Source organism: Mucilaginibacter lutimaris (genome assembly GCF_042676625.1).
Taxonomy (GTDB): Bacteria; Bacteroidota; Bacteroidia; order Sphingobacteriales; family Sphingobacteriaceae; genus Mucilaginibacter; species Mucilaginibacter lutimaris.
In genome coordinates this window covers 154,098-170,458 of record NZ_JBHTIA010000009.1, presented here as the reverse complement: position 1 = coordinate 170,458, position 16,361 = coordinate 154,098, and the positions used below count along the sequence as shown (strand labels likewise).

The following is a 16,361-nucleotide window of genomic DNA, read 5'->3' as shown; positions in this document are numbered from 1 at the left end:
GTATGCCATACCGCTCAGATGTTGAGGCCGCCGATGCTTTAAAGAATTCCTATCAGCAAATACGCGCCGAAATTGGCAAAGTGATAGTAGGCCAGGACGAAGTAATTAAGTTTGTACTGATCTCCATCTTTAGCAACGGGCACTGCCTGCTTGTTGGCGTACCGGGGCTTGCCAAAACACTGCTGGTACAAACCGTAGCACAGGTTTTAGACCTCGATTTTAAGCGGATACAATTCACCCCCGACCTGATGCCGTCTGACATCGTTGGTTCGGAAATTTTAGGCGAGGACAGAAATTTTAAATTTATAAAAGGCCCGGTATTCTCTAACATCATCCTGGCCGATGAAATAAACCGCACACCGCCAAAGACGCAGGCCGCGCTGTTAGAGGCCATGCAGGAAAAAGCGGTTACAGCAGCAGGCGTTACACACACACTTGGTAAACCGTTTTTTGTATTAGCTACACAAAACCCTATTGAGCAGGAAGGAACTTACCCTTTACCCGAGGCGCAATTAGACCGGTTTATGTTTAATGTAGCTTTAGACTACCCTACGTTTAAAGAAGAATTGCAGGTTGTAAAAAACACCACCAGCACAGCCAACGTTAAGGTTGAAAAACAGCTCAACGCGGAGCAGATCATCTACTTCCAACAATTGGTTCGAAATATCCCCGTAAGTGATAATGTTTTGGAGTACGCCGTTAAACTGGTTAGTAAAACCAGGCCTAATGGCGAGTTTGCAAGCCCGCAGGTAAAGCGCTTGTTAAACTGGGGCGCTGGCCCGCGTGCTTCACAATTTCTAATCCTGGGGGCTAAATGCCACGCTGTACTCAACGGCAAGTACTCGCCGGATATTGAGGATGTACAGGCAGTAGCCAAGCCTATACTAAGCCACCGCATTGTACGCAGTTACCACGCCGAAGCCGAAGGCTTAACCGCGAATGATATTATTGAGCAGTTGTTTTAACAGTCCCGATAGCTATCAAGACCAAACGCTAAAGCTAATTCTGAATAGCTAAAAATCTAAAATCTTTTAGTTTTCTACCGTCGAGAAGATCTCTAACAACACGTTCCACCTGTGGTTGGCGTCTATTTCCCAAATACGCACATAGTTGTAGTTATTAACGATGTTGCCTTTTTTAATGCGGGCTGTGCCATAGGTGTAGGCAAGATCGTTACTGGTAGAGCGGCCAACATTAACCGTTTCGGCAAATATGCTGATGCCCTCGTTATCAATAAACTTCAATATTTTATCGGTACCCGCCATTGGTTCAAAACCCGGGAAGTAATAACGTGCTTCAGCGCTTAAAAATTCTTTATATCCTGCCAGCGTAGACAGCTCTAACGAGTGGTTGAGCGTTTTATCGGTAGCTATTAAAACATTCTTGCCGGCAAACGGGTCTTTGCTTGGTGCTTTTTGTTTGGTAAGGTCGGGCTCCTTAAAATCAGTTATTGCTTCCTGTTCAGGCTCGGGGTGTTGAATACCTAAGTTTAAAAGCAGCTTAAATTTTCGATCGGCATTATCCAGGCGCCATAAGGACACGTAATCGCCATAAACCTTGTCATCATCGTTTTTGCTGTTCTGATAAACATACGGGCCCGCGGTAAAGCCCAAGTCGCCATTGGCAGATATACGCGCGAATTTTGGCTGCGAGGTAAGTTTGCCGGGCTGCTTTTCTATACCGCTGTAAAAATCGGTTATTTTAACGGCATTAGGTTTAAACACAATGCCTTCGGCATCGGCTACGGCCAAAAAGCCGTCTTTAATTCCTTTACGTTCAACTGTTTTATTAAAACTTTCTTCGGCATTTACAACAGAGGCTACTTCTACCTTGGTTTGCGCATTTGCTGTAAGGTTAAGGCCCGATAATATAATAGCACTTAATAATAATTTTCTCATGTGTTTACGTAGTATAGATTTTGCCAGGGCAATTTAGTGATTATTTTAACTGATTAACATAAAGGCAGCCCGGCCCTAATTGTTTTAGTATAGTACTTGTTTTAACGTTTATTAACAAGAAGGCGTTTAGATCCTTACCCAGTCGGTTGTCCCCTGCTTACTGTCGTTTAGCTGAAAACCAATATTCTTTAGCCCTTCGCGTATCTTGTCAGATGTAGCGTAGTCTTTGTTTAATTTAGCTTCGTTACGGAGCTTAATAATCAGGTTCATCAGATCGTTTGTATCAGCATTCTCGTTATCGTCCTGCTTTAACCCTAAAACATCGTAAAAGAAATCATTATAAGTTTTCTTCATCCGTTCAAAGGTCTCCGCAGTTATTTCGCCCGAATTACGGGTAGCGGCAGCATACGAATTGATCCACTTTGACAGATTATTTAGAGCATCTAACGTTTTTGGCGAATTAAAATTGTCGTTCATGCTGTTGTAGCAATCATCGCAAATATCGTTTATGGCTTTATTTGTTTCTTCGTCGACGGTAGTTAACTCATTCTGTTGCAGCGAAGCAAGCTTCTTGGCGCTCTCGGCCAGTTTCTTATAAAATATCTCTGCCGCCTCAATAGCCTCGTTACTAAAATCTACCGTGCTGCGGTAGCTGGCCTGCATAAAAAAGAACCTTACCGTCATAGGGCTATAGCCCTTTTTTAACAATGGATGGTCGCCGGCGAATAGCTCATGTGGCAAAAAGCTGTTCCCTAGTGACTTAGACATCTTTTGCCCGTTCATGGTAAGCATATTGGTATGCAACCAGTACGATGCAGGGTTTTTGCCACAGCAAGCTACATTCTGCGCAATTTCGTTGGTGTGGTGTGTAGGCATCAGGTCGATACCTCCACCATGAATATCAAATTGGTGGCCGAGGTATTTATTACTCATGGCCGAGCACTCCAGGTGCCATCCCGGGAAACCCATCCCCCATGGCGAGGGCCATTGCATCAAATGTTCGGGCTTGGCTTTTATCCACAGTGCAAAATCAAGTTTGCCGTGCTTTTCGGCCTGCCCGCCAAGGCTGCGGGTATTGTTCAGCATATCTTCCAGCTTGCGGCCGTTCAGTATACCGTAATCTTTACTTTGATTATATTTTTCTACATCAAAATAAACCGAACCGTTTACTTCATAGGCATAACCTTTATCAAGAATGTCCTTTACCAGTTCAATTTGCTCAATAATGTGCCCCGTTGCGGTTGGCTCGATGCTTGGCGGAAGGGTATTAAACGTTTCCATCACCTTATGAAAATCTACAGTATATTTCTGTACAATTTCCATCGGCTCTAACTGGGCTATTTTTGCTTTTTTAGATACTTTGTCCTCGCCCTCGTCACTATCGCCCTCCAGGTGGCCTGCATCAGTAATATTACGCACGTAGCGCACTTTGTACCCAAGGTGCAACAGGTATCTGTAGATCAGGTCAAACGAAATAAAAGTACGGCAGTTGCCTATATGCACATCGCTGTATACGGTTGGCCCGCAAACGTACATACCTACGTGGCCTTCGTTCAGCGGCTTAAACTCTTCTTTTTTACGTGTTAAAGTATTGTAAACAAATAATTTTTGTTCCATAAGCGCAAACTTACAATTTTAGGCGTGGAGTTTAATTTGGATGTTATTATTTTAATGTAAGCAACGTGCTTAAAGGATAATGGTCTGACAATTTTTTTTCGATGATCTTATACTCCGCCACATCAAACTGGGGGCTTACCATTACATAATCTATCTGGTAGTTAGGGAAAGCGCCGTTGTAGGTGCGGCCTAACCCAGCTCCTTTTTCCCTGAACGCGTTTTTTAGGCCCCTGGCCATTTGATTTACAGCGAATGATGATGGCGTATCATTGAAATCGCCCGAAATAATATACGGATAAGGACATTGCCTGGCATGATCCTTTATCTTAAATACCTGCTCGGCACGTTTCTGGAAAGCGGTCTTCAGTTTCCATCCTACCCGTTTGGTGGCACCAATATCTGTTTTGCCTTTGCTCGAAAGGTTGCCCAGGTATTTATAATCCTGCGGTTCAAAAGCTATCGATTGCAAGTGCACGCTGTAGATCCTTAGCATAGTACTATCTTTTTGGACATCCACATATACACACTGGTTACCGCTTTTAGCGGTAAGCTGTACTAAACCATACGCTTTAATGGGAAACTTTGAAAATATAGCCATGCCTATAGATTCGCTGGCGCTGGTCATGGTGGGCTCAAAATAATAATGAGTGGCCCGCATTACTTTCTTGATAGAATCTATCATGGCATACTGCCCTTTTTTACGCGTAAAAAACTCCTGTATGCCTATTACATCCGGTAGCTCCTGGCCTATAAGGTCGAGTATCTCGTGCCTGGTAGAAACATCATTTTTAGCGCCGTACCTTTTAAAATCGTGCACATTGTAGGTCATCATACGCAACTGCCTTTTAGGCGCTGCCTGGCTTGCACCTGCAGGCAGCCGGATGCCAATATTATTATTAAGCACATTCCAGCCTATTAATATGGTAACCAGCGACAATCCAATAAACCAGCTGCGGCGGATAAGCCAGTAAAACATAATGATAACATTGGCTAACAGAAAGGGCGGATAAGCCAACCCGAAAAACGCGATGGGCCAAAATGTGCGCGGATCTATATACGGCGCCATGTAGCCCAACAGCAGAGCGGCGCACAATGCATAATTTATCCAAAGGAAAACACGGTCAATAAAGGGTAGCCGTTTATTCTTAGCCATTTTATTGCTTGCTCAAATTATCGAGGGTTTCCTTTTCCTGTTTGCTTAGGCTATCGTAACCCGTGGCTGATATTTTATCGAGGATACGATCCAGGTCTTCCTGTTTTGGCGCGGTTGAGGCTTTCCGTTGATTGGTATTATTGCTCACTACCCGCAATTTAGGTTTCGGGGCGAATAACTTATTGATACCAAGTATCCAGTCGTTGCCGCGTTGCATTTGTTTAATGTAAATAAAGCCAAACAACGCGCCGCCAAGGTGGGCAATCTCGCCGCCAGGATTATCTTCTGCAATCAATATAAAATCAATAATCACCATAAAAATCACCAAGTATTTTAATTTAACAGGGCCGATCAAAAACAATCCTACTGTGTAATTGGGAAGCAACGTAGCAGTAGCTACAACAACAGCCATAACACTGGCAGATGCACCAACAACCGAGCTAAAGGATGCCGCCTGTATATTTGTAAAAGCCGGCAATAAATTATAACAAGCTACAAACAACACCCCGCCTGTTAAACCTCCAAAAAGATACAAACCTATTGTGCGTTTGTTACCTAAAAAATCCTCGAATATCTGACCCATCCAGTATAACCATGCCATGTTAAATAAAACATGCATAGGCCCGGAGTGCATAAACATATAGGTAAAGGGTGTCCAAAAACGGTGGAGCAGTTTTGGCAACGACGCAGGGAGGAATAAATATTCATGAATAAAAGCCAGAATATGGCTGTTACCAAAACCTGTAATAAAAAGCTGTTCGGCAACAGCCGGCACGTTAATGATAAGAAAAACAATAATGTTTATACCGATAAGCCAAACAAGCTTATTGCCCGATCTTATCATTTTATATTGGATTTCTTGCCAGAGTGTCATAACCCGATTTTAAACTTATTTAACAGCCGCTAATAAAAATTGTTAGGGCGTTTTACTCCCCAAAGTTTAATTAACAGGAAGCCGAACAGCGCTCCGCCCAAGTGGGCGAAGTGGGCAATTTCGTCCCCTGCGAAACTTCCTACCCCGGTAAACAATTCAAGTGCGATATAGCCTATAACAACATATTTGGCTTTAATTGGTACGGGAATAAACATGATCATCATTTCCAAATTGGGGAACAACATAGCAAAACCAACAAGGATTCCGAATATTGCCCCAGATGCACCAACTAATCCACCATTGTAAAGGCCATAAAGGTGCTGGGCCTGCAATCTGTCGCCATATGCCAAAAATTGGTCGAGGTAGCCAATTTCGACATTTGGAATAGAAAAGGCCCCTACCGCAGCATGTATCGCTACCGCAGTCCATATAGTGTTAATTATATACCCACCAATACCTGTTATAAAGTAAAAGTTGAAAAACTTTTTAGACCCTATCGTATATTCCAGCATCGGTCCAAAAGAAACGAGTGCGAACATGTTAAAAAAGATATGGCCAAAACCGCCATGCATAAACATGTAAGTGATGGGCTGCCATGGCCTAAACAACGGTGAAGCAGGATAATGCGCTCCAAAAAGGACGCTCATATCTACTAAACTGGCTAAAGCATAAGTGGCAATAAAGAAAATAATATTAATGATAAGCAGGTTTTTTACAACCGGCGGCATATTGGCAAATGGTGATTGCATTTTGTGTACGTGTAAATATGGTTTAAGCTGTTAAGCTATTTTTCAAATCGTTCTGCTAACTCGTTAAGCGTAAAGGTACTAATTACGGGCTTGCCATTTAACGCAAGGTTTGGCATCTGGCAGGCAAAAAGCTGGTCTACCAGTTGGTTCATCTCTTCCATGCTAAGCTTTACACCAGTTTTTAGGGCGGCGTTGCGTGCCAGCGAGCGGGCAAGGTTATCGCGCTTATCTAACTTCAATATGCTCAGGTTGTTTTTAAACCCTTCCAGTAGTTGCTCAAGCAATTCATTCTCGCTGGCATTGGTAATATCTGCCGGGATGCCCTCTACCACAACGGTGTTACGGCCAAACTCGCGTATATCAAAACCAAGCGCGCGTATATCAGGCAATAGTTCTTTCAATAACTCAAAATCGCTGCTGTTTAGTGTAACAGATTGCGGAAATAAACTCTGTTGACTAACCCCGCTATGGTTTTGCAATTGCTGCAAAAAACGCTCGTACAAAATACGCTCATGGGCGGCCTGCTGGTTAATGAGCATAAATCCCGACTTTATCTGCGACAAGATAAACCTGTTATGCACCTGGAAGAATTGCTTCTCGCTGCTTTTGCTTATCTCCTGCTCATTTACCGGGATGCTTGCTTCCTCGTGCATCTGGTGCTGCAGGGTTTCTTCTTTCTTGCTTATTTCGTACAAAGTATCCCAGTTACGTGGGATAGCGGTTTGATGGCTTTGCGTATCGCGCAGGAAAGGGATCTCGCGGTCACTTGCCTTTTTTTCGCTGGCGAAGGGATTAAAATCCGGGTTAAAAGCAATTGTTGGCTGTATTATCTCTTCAAAAGGTTTTGGAGTGATAAGATGGCCTATGCTGTTCTCCTGGTCAAAATCCAATGTCGGCGTAATATTGTACTTACCTAATGAACGTTTTACCGCTGAGCGGATAATAGCGTAGATAGATTTTTCGTCCTGGTATTTTATCTCCGTTTTTGTAGGATGCACGTTGATATCTATCTTGGCCGGGTCAATATCAATAAAAAGCACATACAGCGGAAAGGTCTCATCGGGCAATAATTCCTGGAAGGCTGTTAACACCGCGTGGTTAAGGTAAGCATCCTTAATAAAACGGTTGTTTACAAAAAAGAACTGCTCGCCGCGGGTTTTACGTGCAAACTCGGGCTTACCTACAAAACCACGCAGGTTGATGATGGTGGTTTCTTCTTCCACGGGCACCAGCCGCTGGTTATAGTTATTCCCAAACAGATGTACAATACGTTGCTTTAACGCCGCGGCAGGCAGGTGATAAACTTCTTGCCCATCATGATGCAGCGTTAAAAAAACCTGCGGGTTTGCCAAGGCCACACGCTGAAACTCATCAATAATGTGGCGCATCTCTACCGGGTTACTTTTTAAAAAATTACGGCGGGCGGGCGTATTATAGAATAGGTTTTTGATGGATATGGAGGTGCCAAAATTGGCAGAGCAGGCCTCCTGGCTTATCACTTCCGATCCTTCTATCTGAATGCAGGTACCCAGCTCATCCTCGTGGCGGCGGGTTTTTAGTTCCACCTGCGCAATTGCTGCAATAGACGCCATAGCCTCGCCCCTGAAACCCATAGTACGGATGGCAAAAAGGTCTTCGGCCTTGCGGATCTTCGATGTTGCGTGGCGTTCAAAACACATGCGCGCGTCGGTAAGGCTCATACCGCAGCCGTTATCAATCACCTGCATCAGTGATTTACCCGCGTCCCTTAATATCAGCTGAATTTTATCGGCTCCGGCATCTATCGCGTTCTCTATCAATTCTTTTACTGCGGATGCGGGGCGTTGTACTACTTCGCCCGCGGCAATTTGATTGGCAACGGCATCCGGTAAAAGCTGAATTATATCTGGCATTAAAAATATTTCCCTTCCGGCACCCAAAACGGGCGCATCAATTAAGACGCTAAATTAATTATTTGATTGCATAACTTTACCTTTACATACTTGTATATAGTATTTACATTACTATTATTTACATCTACCTGTTTATTAATATGAAGAAACTCTGGCCCGTGCTGTTTTTGCTGGTGGCGGCATGTAAACAAAAAGAATACAATGCCGACCTGATCGTAAAAAACGCCCTTGTATATACTGTAGACAGTTCCTTTTCTACCGCTAATGCCTTTGTAGTGAGTAATGGCAAAATAACAGCCGTTGGTGATATTGACACCCTCGAAAAAAAATATTTAGCCCGCGAAGTAGTAGATGCCGGCGGCAAAGCTGTATATCCCGGCTTTATTGATGCCCACGCGCATTTTTATGAGTATGGATTAGGCTTGCAAAATGTGAACCTGGTTGGCCTTAAAAGCTGGGAGACTGTTTTAGATACCGTTAAAAGCTACGCCTCACATAACACCGAAGGCTGGATTGTAGGCGGCGGTTGGGACCAGAACATCTGGGCTAACAAAGCATTCCCTAATAAAGCTAAACTCGATTCGTTGTTCCCGGTACGCCCGGTAATATTGAACAGGGTTGACGGGCACGCGGCGATTGTTAACCAGGCAGCTCTGAATATAGCGGGGGTAAAACCCGGTCAAAAAATAATTGGCGGCGAGGTAGAAACCGTTGGCGGAAAACTTACCGGTATTTTGGTAGACAACGCAGTGGGCATTGTTACCCGCAAGATACCTACCCCAACCGAGCAAATGGTACAAAGCGGTTTGCTTGCCGCACAAAAAAATTGCTTCGCCGTTGGGTTAACTACCGTTGATGATTGCGGCGTACCATACCAGTTGATAAATGTTATTGCCGCCCTGCAGCACAAAGGCGACCTTAAAATGCGCCTTTACCTGATGCTTGCCGATCAGCAGGAGAACTACGATTACCTGTTTAAACGCGGCGCTTATAAAACACCGGGCTTAAACGTGCGCGCGTTTAAAGTTTATGCTGATGGCGCGCTTGGCTCGCGCGGGGCTTGTTTGTTGCGCCCCTACACCGACCAGGCAAAATGGAGCGGTTTTCTATTGAGCCCGAAAAGCCACTTTGAAGAAGTAGCTAAAAAGATAGCCGAAAAAGGTTTCCAGATGTGTACCCACGCTATTGGTGACAGCGCCAACCGCGTGATGCTTAAAATTTACGCCGCCAACCTAAAAGGGAAAAACGATAAACGCTGGCGGATAGAGCACGCGCAAATTGTATCGCCGGAGGATGTAAAAATATTTGGTGAGAATAATATCGTCCCATCCGTACAGCCTACCCATGCTACATCAGATATGGCATGGGCCGTAAAACGCCTTGGCGCCGACAGGTTAAAAACAGGTTATGCCTACAAAAACCTTATGAAACAAAATGGCTGGATTCCGCTGGGGACCGACTTCCCGGTAGAAAACATAAACCCCATGCACACGTTTTATGCTGCTACCGAGCGCAAGAATTTGCAGGGGCAACCGGGCGATGGTTTCCAGATGGAGAACGCTTTGAGTCGTATGGAGGCCCTGCGCGGCATGACCATGTGGGCAGCCAAAGCCAATTTTGAAGAAAAAGAAAAAGGCAGTATAGAGGTTGGCAAATATGCAGACTTTATAATACTTGACCAGGACATTATGAAAACCAAAGGCAGCAATTTGCCAAATGTTAAAGTTTTAAAAACGTATATAAATGGTGTTAAGGTTTATGAGAAAAAATAAGCAGCGTATCTATTTCCTGCTGCTATCGGGGTTTGCATTTTTTAATTCGGCTTGTGCGCAAAACCCACCATTAACGGGTAAGGCATACGTTAAAGAGCAACAATTGGTAGAACAGGCAACCGTTTTACTGAATAACGAAAAGCAGCTTATCCCCCTCCAAAACGTGGATAATAATAAAATAGCCAGCATTCACTTTTCATCTGTTTACAGCACCTCATTTGATAGCCTGCTGAATAAATATGCCAAAGTAGATGCTTTTAACGGCACCGACTACCTAACCGTTAAAACTTTGGAAATGCTGGCCCAGGATACCAAATTTTATAACACGCTCATCATACAGTTAACAGATGCTGAGGCGGGCAACCCGGGCATTATCAGTTTTATTAATGATAACCAGAAAATGAAGAACGTGTTGGTTTCCTTATTGGGAACCAACACGGCACTGGCTAAATTAAATGATGTGGTTTCGCCCATTGTATGGTCGTCTAAAAATTCTCAGATAGGCGCTTTCTACAGCGCCCAGGCTATTTTCGGCGGAGTAGCCATCACACAAAAGCTAACCAAAACGTATTCGCCAAAATACGCTGTCAACACAGGTTTCCTTACATCTAAAACCCGCCTGCAATATACCGTGCCCGAAGATGCCGGTGTTAATGCCGATAACCTGAAAGCCATTGATGCCATTGCGCAGGAAGCCATCAGCAGCAGGGCCACCCCGGGCTGTGTGGTGCTGGTAGCTAAAGATGGCAAGGTAATATTTAACAAGGCTTACGGCTATCACACCTATGACAATAGCATCCCCGACAAGATAACTGACATCTTCGACATCGCCTCCATGACCAAGATCTCGGCAACTACCATGGAGGCCATGCAACTATACGATCAGGGTAAGCTAAATCTCGATTCGACATTGGGAACTTATTGGCCAATCACTCGCAACACCAATAAAAAAACACTTACCGTGCGCGAGATACTGGAACACCAGGCCGGGCTGATCCCGGATATTTCCACCTTTGAAGTGATAAAGCCAGCCGACCATAGCACCGATTCATCTGCGGCCTTTCCTGTTAAGGTAAACGAAAGATATTATGTTCGTAAAGGTTACTTTAACGAAGTAATGTTGCCGGCTGCGTTAAGGTCTGCCGTTAAAACCCGTGGGCAGTACGTTTACAGCGATGTGGGCATGATATTTATGCAGCAAATTGAGGAAGCCATTACAGCCATCCCTTTAAATAAATATGTGCAGGAAAAATTTTACAATCCGCTGGGAATGCAAACCGCTGGCTTTTTGCCGCTATACCGTTTCCCTGCTGACCGCATCCCACCAACCGAAGACGATAGAAAAGACCGCAAAACCCTGATTGACGGTTATGTACACGACCCAACAGCCGCCTTGATGGGTGGCGTTGCCGGCCATGCTGGTGTGTTTGCCGGCGCCAATGATGTTGCCATTTTATATCAAATGATGCTTAACCGTGGCACTTATGGGGGCGTACAATACGTTAAACCCGCCACGGTAGACATGTGGACTTCCAAGCAATCGGCAATTAGCCGCCGTGGTTTAGGTTTCGACCGCTGGGATCCAATTGCCGACAGGCATTACCCTTCTAAACTGGCATCAGACCAGGCCTATGGTCACACCGGTTTTACCGGTACCTGTGTATGGGTAGATCCTAAATATGGATTGGTTTACATATTCCTGTCAAACCGGGTGCATCCTAATGTTAGCAATAAATTGGGCAGCCTAAACATTCGCCCAAGGATACAGGACGCGGTTTATGAGGCGATACAGAAGGGAATGTAAAAATCACCAAGGAATTAATCAAGCATCTTTAACAAGAGTCACCAATTGAAGTTTATTTAAAGTGGAATAACCCAAATATACAGAGAACCAGTATATTAACGCTATTATAAGCGATATGCCAGACACTAAAGCAATTGAGAACGCAACAGCGAGAGCACCGCAAATTGCATTTACCATAGTTGCATAATACCAAAGATATCGCTTATGTCTATACTTGGTGAAGTTAAATTGTAAAAAATAGACTACCGGGCAAAGTAACCAAAGCGCCACTAATAAAGCTGCTATATAATCTGACCATATTCTAATATAGCCGTCTTGCGGTTCGTAGTCAAACAACGCATAAAATAAACCTATCAAAAAAACGGTTGGAATTAAATGGATCCAAAAGAGTATAGTCGCAGCTTTTTTGATTGTAAAATTCATTCTAATCTATCCACTCAAACTTCGTATAAGGCACAAGCACCTCCGGTACTTTAATACCTTTATCGGTTTGGTTATTCTCCAACAAAGTAGCAACTATACGTGGCAAAGCGAGGGCACTGCCATTAAGTGTGTGGGCCAGTTGTGTTTTACCTTCGGCATTGCGGAAACGAAGTTTAAGTCGGTTGCTCTGGAAAGTTTCGAAGTTTGATACAGATGATACCTCTAACCAGCGCTGTTGTGCCGCACTCCAGGTTTCCATATCGTAAGTAAGTGCTGATGCAAAACCCATATCGCCACCGCAAAGGCGCAATACACGGTATGGCAAGCCAAGCTTTTGCAGCAGGCCTTGCACATGGGCGCTCATACCCTCTAAAACGTCGTAAGAATTATCGGGATGTACTATTTGTACTATCTCTACCTTATCAAACTGGTGCAAACGGTTCAAACCACGTACGTGCGCACCATAAGAACCTGCCTCGCGGCGGAAACATGGCGTATGCCCGCAGTTCTTTACAGGCAGCTCATCACCTTTCAGGATCACATCACGGTACAGGTTGGTAATAGGCACCTCTGCGGTGGGTATCAGATAAAGCTCGTCCTCATTCACAAAATACATCTGCCCTTCTTTATCCGGCAACTGCCCGGTTCCAAATCCTGAAGCAGCATTAACCATCAATGGAACGCTTACTTCACTGTAACCCGCTTTCTCGGCCTCATCAATAAAAAAGTTGATGAGCGCGCGTTGCAGTTTAGCACCTTTGTTCTTATAAACCGGAAAACCTGCACCCGTTATTTTAACACCGAGTTCAAAATCTATCAAATTATATTTAGCGGCAAGTTCCCAGTGCGGGAGGGCATTGACCGGTAACTGCGGCTTTTGGCCATTCTCTAATACAACTTCGTTTTCCTCGGGTGTTAAGCCTTTTGGTACTGATGAATGCGGCAGGTTGGGTAGCAATACCAGTTTATCCTGCAATTCGGTTTCAAACACGGCCAATTGTTCACCAAGCTGTTTGATTTCTTCTTTCCACTTGCCGGTATTGGCTTTTATGGCTTCGGCCTCGTCCTTTTTACCGTTGCGCATCAGCTCGCCAATTTGTTTGGCAGCGGCGTTAGCCTGCGACGATACGGTATCCAGCTGGTTCTGTGTTTGGCGGCGTTTCTCGTCAAGGCCAATCACTTCATCTACCAATTCGGGCTGTTTAAAATTTTTTACAGCCAAACGTTTTAAAACCTGTTCCCTGTTATCGCGGATATAACTAACTTGCAGCATTGATTTTATTTTAAAAAGCAAATATAACAGTTTGCAGTTTGCCGCAGGCAGTTTACAGTTTTTTTGTAGGCGCGGTGACGCTAACTGCAAACAGCCAACCGCAAACTGAATGACCGGCAAACTATATTTAGTACCTACCCCAATTGGCAACCTGGAGGACATGACCTTTAGGGCTATCCGTGTTTTAAAGGAAGCCGACCTTATACTGGCTGAAGATACCCGCACTTCTGCCCCTATGCTGAAACATTTCGACATTCAGAACAAGGTGTTCGCGCATCATCAGCATAACGAGCGCCAGGCCAGTAACGAAATTATCAAGTTCCTGTTAACAGGGCAAAACATAGCGCTGATAAGCGACGCGGGTACGCCGGCCATCTCCGACCCGGGTTTTTACCTTGTACGCGAGGCTTTGAAATTTAACATTGCGATTGAATGCCTGCCCGGCGCTACGGCATTTGTGCCGGCGCTGGTTAATTCAGGTTTCCCTACAGATAAGTTTTGTTTTGAAGGATTTTTACCGCTTAAGAAAGGCCGACAAACCCGTTATAAGTTCCTGGCGACGGAAGAGCGTACCATGATACTTTACGAGTCGCCGCACCGTTTATTGAAAACACTTGAGGAAATGGCAACCTATTTTGGCGCCGACAGGCAGCTTTCCGTATCGCGCGAGCTTACCAAGATGTTTGAAGAAACCGTACGGGGAACCGTAACCGAAGTGAAAGCGTATTTTGAAACGCATCCCATAAAAGGTGAATTTGTACTGTGCGTTGCCGGTGCCGTGCCTGCCGAAGGGGATAAAAAGAAAAAAAAGTATGGGGATGATGAGGATTAGTTTCTTCCAATTAATAAATATGTCATTGCGAGGAGCGATAGCGACGCGGCAATCTCGTCGCATGCAAATTAAACTTTATGCAGATAAATGAATTTGCTGTCTATATCATAACTAATAAAGCAAATACCGTGTTTTATATTGGCGTAACAAGCGACATACAAGGGTGAATTTTGCAACATAAACAAAAAATTTATAAAGGCTTTTCTACAAAGTATGATTGCAATAAATTGGTTTACTTTGAGGAGTTTCAGTGGATACAAGATGCTATTGACCGGGAAAAACAGCTAAAAGCAGGCTCGCGAAGAAAGAAAATAGATTTGATAATTAAAGATAATCCTGCCTGGAACGATTTAAGCAATGGCTGGTATGACTAAGCGGCTAGCATTGGCTACGAGATTGTCACGCTATCGCTCGCAATGACATATGGGGTTATTGCATAATTGATATTATACTAAATGAAAAAAAACTTACTACTCTCTATATTCTCCGGACTGCTGCTTTGGATAGCATGGCCGCCTACGCAGTACACCACATTCTTTTTATTTGTGGGCTTAGTGCCGATGCTGATCGCTATGGAAAATATTATCCGGGCTGATGTTGCCAAAAAGGGGAAAAAGATCTTCGCAACTACCTTCATTGGTTTCTTTATCTGGAATACGCTTTGTGTTTACTGGGTTTATAATTCGTTAAAAATAATTGGCCCGGTAGCGGCTGCGCCGATTTCGCTGATACCCTACTCGCTTGGGCCGCTTTTGATGGCTACGGCATGTTGGCTATACTACAGGGTAAGGCTAATCTCCAACCGGGCGCTTTCGTTGGTTGCTTTAGTTTGTTTTTGGATAGGTTACGAATACCTGCATCAAAGCTGGGATTTGAATTTCCCGTGGATGACGCTGGGTAACGGTTTTGCCACCTCGCACAAATGGGTGCAATGGTATGAGCACACCGGCGTTTATGGCGGCACCATCTGGATATGGGCAATCAATATTTTACTATTCCTGCTGTATGTCGGTTTACGTGAGCAACAAGGCAAAGCTACCCGCATCAAGCTTATAATTGCATCATTTTTAGTTTTGGTATTGCCTTTAAGTTTGTCTTTGTTTAGATACCACAGTTATAAGGAGCAGATAAACCCCTCAAACATTGTGGTGGCGCAGCCAAACATCGACCCATACGAGAAAGAGGGCATCATCCCCATTCAAACACAGATAGAAGCGCTTACCAGCCTTTCAGATTCAATCGGCCAACGTAATACCGAGTACTTTATTTGGCCCGAAACCGCGCTTTCGCAGGACATGGACGAAGACCATATTTATACTGAGGTCAGCTACCTGCAGGTACGGAAATTTTTAAATCGTTTTAAAAATGCCAACGTTTTAACCGGCGGGGAAACACATAAATTCTACACTAAACGTAGCACCAAAACAGCAAGCGAAATGCCTAACGAGCCGGGAATGTTTTACGACAGGTTTAGTTCGGCAATCAATATCGAAAATTCATCTAAGGTTCAGTTCTATCATAAATCGAGGTTGGTGCCGGGTGCCGAATCGCTGCCTTTTGGTAATACCTTATCGTTCCTGAAACCGGCCTTTGAGCATTTGGGCGGTGCTACCGGGGCTTATGGTATGCAAACCGAGCCAACCGTATTTTACTCGCAAAGCGGTATAGGCGCCGCACCGGTCATCTGTTTCGAATCCATTTGGGGCGAATGGGTATCCAAATATGTAAAGCAGGGCGCCCAGTTCATCGCCATTATAACCAACGATGGCTGGTGGGAAAATACATCTGGTAAAGACCAGCACCTCGATTACGCAAAGCTCCGCGCTATTGAAACCCGCCGCTGGGTATGCCGCTCGGCTAACACGGGTATCTCAGCATTCATCAACCAGCGTGGCGATATTGTGCAGCAAAGCAAATGGTGGGTACGCACCGCGTTAAAGCAGGACATTAATCTTAATTCCGATATAACGTTTTATGTACAATACGGCGATTACATTCCAAAGATCGCCAGCTTTTTAGCGGTGCTGGGGATATTTATGATCGGGTTAAAGAAGGGATTTAAGCATTGACGATA

General features: G+C 44.5%; 12 protein-coding genes and 1 pseudogene. 6 read left to right on the top strand and 7 right to left on the bottom strand.

The features are described from left to right. The first annotated feature begins 2 nt into the window (after positions 1 to 2). Entirely contained in the window at positions 3 to 965 is a 963-nt protein-coding gene (locus ACFQZI_RS13400) for an AAA family ATPase (RefSeq protein ID WP_377143231.1), read from the top strand. Positions 966 to 1,031: 66 nt separating this feature from the next. Here ACFQZI_RS13400 and ACFQZI_RS13395 read toward each other — a convergent pair whose 3' ends face one another. From ACFQZI_RS13395 to mutL, 6 genes are all read right to left on the bottom strand, one after another. Next, on the bottom strand, positions 1,032 to 1,898 hold the full coding sequence (locus ACFQZI_RS13395) for a hypothetical protein (RefSeq protein WP_377143229.1): 867 nt from the start codon (positions 1,896 to 1,898) through the stop codon (positions 1,032 to 1,034). A 126-nt stretch (positions 1,899 to 2,024) separates the two neighbouring features. Further along, entirely contained in the window at positions 2,025 to 3,515 is a 1,491-nt protein-coding gene (gene cysS, locus ACFQZI_RS13390) for a cysteine--tRNA ligase (protein WP_377143227.1), read from the bottom strand. A gap of 46 nt (positions 3,516 to 3,561) precedes the next feature. Next, entirely contained in the window at positions 3,562 to 4,668 is a 1,107-nt protein-coding gene (locus ACFQZI_RS13385) for an endonuclease/exonuclease/phosphatase family protein (protein WP_377143225.1), read from the bottom strand. Position 4,669: 1 nt separating this feature from the next. After that, positions 4,670 to 5,512 (bottom strand): rhomboid family intramembrane serine protease, encoded by an 843-nt coding sequence (locus ACFQZI_RS13380; RefSeq protein WP_377143223.1) that lies wholly within the window; start codon positions 5,510 to 5,512, stop codon positions 4,670 to 4,672. Between the two features lie 59 nt (positions 5,513 to 5,571). Next, on the bottom strand, positions 5,572 to 6,291 hold the full coding sequence (locus ACFQZI_RS13375; RefSeq protein ID WP_377143221.1) for a rhomboid family intramembrane serine protease: 720 nt from the start codon (positions 6,289 to 6,291) through the stop codon (positions 5,572 to 5,574). A gap of 35 nt (positions 6,292 to 6,326) precedes the next feature. Then, the gene (mutL, locus tag ACFQZI_RS13370) at positions 6,327 to 8,183 is read right to left on the bottom strand and encodes a DNA mismatch repair endonuclease MutL (RefSeq protein WP_377143218.1); all 1,857 of its coding nucleotides are present in this window, start codon (positions 8,181 to 8,183) and stop codon (positions 6,327 to 6,329) included. A gap of 140 nt (positions 8,184 to 8,323) precedes the next feature. Between mutL and ACFQZI_RS13365 the strand changes: the two genes are divergently transcribed. Together ACFQZI_RS13365 and ACFQZI_RS13360 are read left to right on the top strand one after the other, a co-directional pair. Then, the gene (locus ACFQZI_RS13365; protein ID WP_377143216.1) at positions 8,324 to 9,955 is read left to right on the top strand and encodes an amidohydrolase; all 1,632 of its coding nucleotides are present in this window, start codon (positions 8,324 to 8,326) and stop codon (positions 9,953 to 9,955) included. Next, the gene (locus tag ACFQZI_RS13360; RefSeq protein WP_377143214.1) at positions 9,942 to 11,759 is read left to right on the top strand and encodes a serine hydrolase domain-containing protein; all 1,818 of its coding nucleotides are present in this window, start codon (positions 9,942 to 9,944) and stop codon (positions 11,757 to 11,759) included. Before ACFQZI_RS13365 ends, ACFQZI_RS13360 begins: the two co-directional genes overlap by 14 nt. Before the next feature lie 424 nt (positions 11,760 to 12,183). On the opposite strand, the gene serS is transcribed toward ACFQZI_RS13360, so the two are convergent. Further along, positions 12,184 to 13,455 (bottom strand): serine--tRNA ligase, encoded by a 1,272-nt coding sequence (serS, locus tag ACFQZI_RS13355; protein WP_377143212.1) that lies wholly within the window; start codon positions 13,453 to 13,455, stop codon positions 12,184 to 12,186. 109 nt (positions 13,456 to 13,564) lie between these two features. On the opposite strand from serS, the gene rsmI reads away from it, so the two are divergent. The 3 genes and pseudogenes from rsmI (at position 13,565) to lnt (ending at position 16,356) form a co-directional block, all read left to right on the top strand. Then, a complete protein-coding gene (gene rsmI, locus ACFQZI_RS13350; RefSeq protein ID WP_377143210.1) occupies positions 13,565 to 14,287 on the top strand; it encodes a 16S rRNA (cytidine(1402)-2'-O)-methyltransferase in 723 nt (240 codons plus the stop codon). A 77-nt stretch (positions 14,288 to 14,364) separates the two neighbouring features. After that, positions 14,365 to 14,661: pseudogene (locus tag ACFQZI_RS13345) on the top strand (GIY-YIG nuclease family protein). 81 nt (positions 14,662 to 14,742) lie between these two features. Next, positions 14,743 to 16,356 carry an apolipoprotein N-acyltransferase gene (gene lnt, locus ACFQZI_RS13340; RefSeq protein WP_377143208.1) on the top strand — a complete coding sequence of 538 codons (1,614 nt, stop codon included), beginning with the start codon at positions 14,743 to 14,745 and terminating at the stop codon, positions 16,354 to 16,356. Positions 16,357 to 16,361 lie beyond the last annotated feature (5 nt).

Bases quoted from the DNA above. Each gene is read 5' to 3' on its own strand.
- ACFQZI_RS13400 (WP_377143231.1), top strand. From the start codon at position 3: ATGCCATACCGCTCAGATGTTGAGGCCGCCGATGCTTTAAAGAATTCC.
- ACFQZI_RS13395 (WP_377143229.1), bottom strand. From the start codon at position 1,898: ATGAGAAAATTATTATTAAGTGCTATTATATTATCGGGCCTTAACCTT.
- cysS (WP_377143227.1), bottom strand. From the start codon at position 3,515: ATGGAACAAAAATTATTTGTTTACAATACTTTAACACGTAAAAAAGAA.
- ACFQZI_RS13385 (WP_377143225.1), bottom strand. From the start codon at position 4,668: ATGGCTAAGAATAAACGGCTACCCTTTATTGACCGTGTTTTCCTTTGG.
- ACFQZI_RS13380 (WP_377143223.1), bottom strand. From the start codon at position 5,512: ATGATAAGATCGGGCAATAAGCTTGTTTGGCTTATCGGTATAAACATT.
- ACFQZI_RS13375 (WP_377143221.1), bottom strand. From the start codon at position 6,291: ATGCAATCACCATTTGCCAATATGCCGCCGGTTGTAAAAAACCTGCTT.
- mutL (WP_377143218.1), bottom strand. From the start codon at position 8,183: ATGCCAGATATAATTCAGCTTTTACCGGATGCCGTTGCCAATCAAATT.
- ACFQZI_RS13365 (WP_377143216.1), top strand. From the start codon at position 8,324: ATGAAGAAACTCTGGCCCGTGCTGTTTTTGCTGGTGGCGGCATGTAAA.
- ACFQZI_RS13360 (WP_377143214.1), top strand. From the start codon at position 9,942: ATGAGAAAAAATAAGCAGCGTATCTATTTCCTGCTGCTATCGGGGTTT.
- serS (WP_377143212.1), bottom strand. From the start codon at position 13,455: ATGCTGCAAGTTAGTTATATCCGCGATAACAGGGAACAGGTTTTAAAA.
- rsmI (WP_377143210.1), top strand. From the start codon at position 13,565: ATGACCGGCAAACTATATTTAGTACCTACCCCAATTGGCAACCTGGAG.
- lnt (WP_377143208.1), top strand. From the start codon at position 14,743: ATGAAAAAAAACTTACTACTCTCTATATTCTCCGGACTGCTGCTTTGG.